Below are 3542 nucleotides of genomic sequence, written 5' to 3'. Positions count from 1 at the left end.
TGCTAAATAGGTAAGGATGGGCGGCGCGAAGCGCCGCCCATCCTTACCTATTTAGCATTACCTTTTTAGGACTACCCTTTTTTGTGTTGGTCTAATCCATTATTGTGGCGAAATTGGCGACATTCGCGATCGCATAGTCATTACCCATCAATGTTTAGACTAAATGCGATCGCACGAACATGACTGAAAGAAGCAATATTGAACAATATGTAAGATATGACGGGAATCTGATTGATGCCTTGTACGCCGCAACGCAAGGTTTGGACAGTGCCCCTTCAAATCGTATTACTACCGATCAGAATGGTGGGAATCGCCGTAGACTTACTCGATATGCTTGCGAAGAATTAACACGGGATTGGCTCGGCAAACGTGTCACCTCAATTTATCCAGATGAAGCGACAAGGAAGTGGACAAATATCACTTTCGATAGCAAAGACAAAGCAAATTTGGATGAGAAAGAGAAGAAATTAGTTGCCGACTTTAAAGCCTACGAAGATAAGTTAGACACCCGCCCAAAATTTAACAAAGGGGATAAATACAGCAATATTTATGGTGGTTCAGCCATAATTATGAATATTGATGATGGGCGATCGCCAGACAAGCCAGTAGATAGAGACAAAATTCGATCTGTAAAAGAAATCTATGAATTTGACTGTTTGGATATTCGCCCAGACTGGACGGGGAACGACCCTTCGGACGATCCTGAGTTTTATCAACTTATTGTTTCCAATGAATCGCAAAAGAAATTAGAAGCGCTTGATATCCTCTCTGTAGGGTATACGAAGATTCATAAGTCTAGGGTTATTCGGTTTGACGGGTCGTGGCTACCTGCAAGGTTATTGAGAACTACCGATGGTTGGGGAGATCCTTTAATAGTTGCTTGCCTAACGGATTTGGTTAATTACGAAAAAGTTGGCAATTCGATGGCTTCCATGCTTCAGGATCATACGGTTCTGCTGCATAAGATGAAAGGATTAAGGACTCTATTGCAGCGATCGGTAATTGGGCAGCCCGCTAACGAACTCAATGCCCAAGGCATACCTCAGCCGATGAGTATTTTATCGCAACAATTTAGAGCGATGAAGCTGATGATGCGGATGATGGGGGCAATATCCGTAGATAGCGAGGATGACATCACCTACCTGACACGAAACTATCAAGGCTTGCCGGACATGATGGATCGGTTTCGCGATAAGTTGGCGGCAGCTACGGGCATTCCATATACAAGGCTTTTCGGTCGTGGTCCTAATGGATTAGCAGCAGGTGGGACTGGTGATGCCGAGGAATTAGTATGGGCAGCAATGGTCAACAATTACCAAGAGGTAAATTATAGATACAAAAAACTTGATAGGCTCTATGACTATATTTGGTTAGCTAAGGATGGTCCAACGGAAGGGAAAATCCCTGAGAATTGGAGTTATTATTTTGAGCCATTGGCTGAACCTACCCCTTTAGAGAAAGAACAAATCCTTCAGGCTAGGATGACGGCTCAATCTACCTATGTGACAATGCTGATTTCTTTGATAACAGCAGGGTCTATAACGGCAGAGGAAGTCAGGAATAGCGTATTTGGTAAAGGTGAATTCTCCTATGACTTCATCCTCGATCAAAAGACTTGGGATAAACAGAAGAAGTTAGCCGAACAGCAACAGAAGGAACAAGCTGCTCAACAGCAAGCTCAAGCCGATCAACAAAATAATTATTTTGGTGGTGGAGATCAATCCCAAGGTCAATCCCAACAGCAATATCAGGATTCTACTTTACTCGATCGCATTTACATGGATGCTAGCGATCGCTTTGTGGATATAAAATCTCCTTTTGCTAGGGTATGGATTCAAGAGCAAAAACGGTTGCTTTTGCCAAGATAGTAATTAATAAGCACTTACCACCATCAACTCATCCCAGCAACTCGTATATCTAGGCGATCGCATATCACTGCGGGTTTTCCAAGGTCGCCCAATCCCCTCACTGGCAAAGCGCACAGTACCGATGCCATAGCGCCGGTTAAGGTCGTCGATTACGGACATCAGCTTTTCGTCCCGATGATTAACTGCCACAGAAAGTAAGTCTAGCTGCACGGTGTTAACTGAACTAAGCTCGTTGATGGAGACACCACACTTCTTATAGTTGTAGCCATCCTTAAAAATGGCAGATATGCAAAGCTTTGCATATTGAATAAAGTGCCTTGTGCTATTCGTTGCCGTCGGCAGGGTAATCGTTGCCGAATTACTGTATTGCGGTTCGATCGATTTAAAGCGATTTGTAGTAAGAAATGCACCAATAACAGATGCTCTTAGCCCTCTATGCCTTAGCTTTGCTGCTGCTCTTGCAGCATGGAAAGCGATTGCCTCATGCATTTGTTCGAGAGTCGTCACGGGCTGCCCGAACGATCGCGAACAAACCATATTCTTTTGCGGCGGGGCGATCGCCAGTAGTGGCAAACATGATAGACCTCGCAGTTCGTGCATTATCCTCACCCCAATAATTCCCATGATCTGCTTGATTAGTGATTCATTTGCGTCTCTCAAATGTGCCGCTGTCACGATGCCGTTTGATCGCAGTCTTGCACCCAATCGCTTATTAATCCCCCAGATATCCTCGACTTCTAGCTTTGCTAAGGTGCGATCGCGTATTTCATGGGTGATTAGCGCTGCAACACCAATTTCCGACTTTTTGGCAACGCGATTAGCTGCCTTGGATAAGACCTTTGTAGGGGCGATGCCAATACCCGTAGGAATACCAGTGAGTTTTAAAATCCTTGCCCGCAGACTTGAGCAAAATTCCATCAATCCATCAGGTCCAAGATGGGCAAACCCAGACATACCCAAGAAACATTCGTCAATCGAATAAACCTCAACATCTGGAACTGAGTCAAACAGCACCTCGTACACACGATGACTCAGATCGCCATATAGTTCGTAGTTAGAGGATAATGCAATCCCTCCTGCCCCCTGCAATAACGATTTGCACTTGAAGTATGGTACGCCCATCGGGATGCCGATCGCCTTCGCTTCGTTAGACCGTGCCACAACACAGCCGTCATTATTCGACAGCACAACTACGGGCTTACCCTCAAGGGAGGGGTTAAATACTCGCTCACAACTAACGTAGAAACAATTGCAGTCTACTAAGGCAAACATTTGATTTATGTACTAAAATCCTATGCTAGCAACTTGCGGTTAAGATTTGGCGATCGGGAATTTGGTGATCGTCTGGTATAATTCACAAAATATTTATCAACCGTACCCGTGATGCTTAATCGGGTTTTATACAAAGAGAGCTAGAAACTATGACTGAGCAAGTAGCAAATTCAATGAAAGATTTGTTTCCAGGGTACTATCTTCCAACCGAGGAAGAGTTTATTGAATTATGGAAAAGTGGCATTTTTGTTCTAGATACAAACGTACTTCTAAAATTGTATAAGTACGATCAAAAAACTTGTGATGATTTTTTTAAAGTTTTGAGAGTTGTTTCAGATCGTCTGTGGATACCTCATCAAGTTGCTCTTGAGTTCCAAGAAAACCGAGTAAGTACTATCAACG

Annotated in this window: 3 protein-coding genes; 2 read left to right on the top strand and 1 reads right to left on the bottom strand. The window is 43.8% G+C overall.

Annotation, left to right across the window (positions count from 1 at the left end; genetic code table 11):
- Positions 1–179 precede the first annotated feature (179 nt).
- On the top strand, positions 180–1868 hold the full coding sequence (locus AC805_RS13640) for a DUF1073 domain-containing protein (protein WP_055075933.1): 1689 nt from the start codon (positions 180–182) through the stop codon (positions 1866–1868).
- Positions 1869–1871: 3 nt separating this feature from the next.
- Here AC805_RS13640 and AC805_RS13635 read toward each other — a convergent pair whose 3' ends face one another.
- Complete coding sequence (locus AC805_RS13635) at positions 1872–3140, bottom strand: Y-family DNA polymerase (protein ID WP_072143621.1); 1269 nt, start codon at positions 3138–3140, stop codon at positions 1872–1874.
- Between the two features lie 149 nt (positions 3141–3289).
- Here AC805_RS13635 and AC805_RS13630 point away from each other — a divergent pair.
- A partial coding sequence (locus AC805_RS13630; RefSeq protein ID WP_231662859.1) for a PIN-like domain-containing protein occupies positions 3290–3542 on the top strand: 253 nt, incomplete at its 3' end.

This window comes from Pseudanabaena sp. 'Roaring Creek', assembly GCF_001402795.1.
Lineage (GTDB): Bacteria > Cyanobacteriota > Cyanobacteriia > Pseudanabaenales > Pseudanabaenaceae > Pseudanabaena.
Note: the sequence above shows the minus strand (reverse complement) of the source record. Positions and strands in the feature narration are given on the sequence as shown.

What these genes read in the sequence shown, in the direction of transcription:
- AC805_RS13640 (WP_055075933.1), top strand. Translation starts at nt 180, where the DNA reads ATGACTGAAAGAAGCAATATTGAACAATATGTAAGATATGACGGGAAT.
- AC805_RS13635 (WP_072143621.1), bottom strand. Translation starts at nt 3,140, where the DNA reads ATGTTTGCCTTAGTAGACTGCAATTGTTTCTACGTTAGTTGTGAGCGA.